A 1364-nucleotide genomic window follows, 5' to 3' on the forward strand; every position below is an offset into this window, starting at 1 on the left:
GGTCGTGTCCCCAGCGGTGGTGTAGCTGATCGGTGGTCACCGGCGATCTCCGGGTAGGGTCGGGTTGCGACACACGCACCTGACCAGAGGATCACCGATGACCGATGAGATGATGAGCCTTCGCACGCTGGTCGAGAAGACCCCCGACGCGGATATCCTGCGGGAGATGATCGGCTTTGCGGCCGAGCGGCTGATGGAGATGGAGGTCGGCGGCCTGACCGGCGCCGGCTACGGGGAAAAGAACCCCGACCGGCTGGCGCAGCGCAATGGCTACCGTGACCGGGCCTGGGAGACACGCGCCGGGACAGTCGAGCTGCGCATCCCCAAGCTTCGCCAGGGCAGCTACTTCCCGGGCTTCCTGGAGCCGCGGCGGCTGGCCGAGAAGGCCCTGACCGCCGTGATCCAGGAAGCCTACGTCCAGGGCATCTCGACGCGCTCGGTCGACGATCTCGTCAAGGCGCTCGGCATGAGCGGCATCTCGAAGAGCCAGGTGTCGCGGCTGTGCGAAGAGATCGACGGCAAGGTGAAGGCCTTCCTCGAACGGCCGATCGAGGGCGACTGGCCGTACCTGTGGGTCGACGCGACCTACGTGAAGGTGCGTCAGGCCGGCCGCATCGTCTCGGTGGCCGTCATCGTCGCCGTGGGGGTGAACGCCGACGGCCGACGCGAGGTGCTGGGCTTGGATATCGGCCCCTCCGAAGCCGAGACCTTCTGGACGGGCTTTCTGCGCAAGCTGGCCCGGCGCGGCCTGCGGGGCGTGAAACTCGTCGTCTCGGATGCCCATGAGGGCCTGAAGGCGGCCGTGGCCAAGGTGCTGACCGCCACCTGGCAGCGTTGCCGGGTGCACTTCATGCGCAACGCCCTGGCCCATGCGGGGCGCAGCGGACGGCGCGTCGTCTCCGCCTTCATCGCCACGGCCTTCGCCCAGGACGACGCCGAGGCCGCGAGCGCCCAGTGGCGCCGCGTCGCCGACCAGATCCGCCCCAAGGTACCCAAGCTCGCCGCCTTGATGGACGAGGCGGAGCCCGACGTGCTGGCCTATATGAGCTTCCCGCCGCAGCACCGCACCAAGCTGCACTCGACCAACCCGCTGGAGCGGCTCAACGGCGAGATCAAGCGGCGGACCGAGGTGGTCGGGATCTTCCCCAACGAGGCCTCTATCGTCCGCCTCGTCGGTGCGATCCTGCTCGAACAGAACGATGAGTGGGCCGTGCAACGGGCCCGCTACATGACGCTGGCAACCATCGCTCCTCTCGGCGATGATCCCACCGTCATCCTGCCCGTGGCGGCAGCCTGACAGACTCGGCTCTGCCCGAGGACGCTGTGCCAGCCAGGCCAGCTACACCACTCCGTGGGACACGACC

1 protein-coding gene is annotated in these 1364 nt (G+C 68.3%); it reads left to right on the top strand.

What is annotated here, in order from left to right; all coding sequences use genetic code 11:
* Positions 1 to 97 precede the first annotated feature (97 nt).
* Positions 98 to 1297: an IS256 family transposase gene (locus ACYVO7_RS25705; protein WP_460452604.1), complete on the top strand. Its 1200-nt coding sequence runs from the start codon at positions 98 to 100 to the stop codon at positions 1295 to 1297.
* Positions 1298 to 1364: the final 67 nt, after the last annotated feature.

Source organism: Alsobacter sp. SYSU BS001988, from assembly GCF_054796215.1.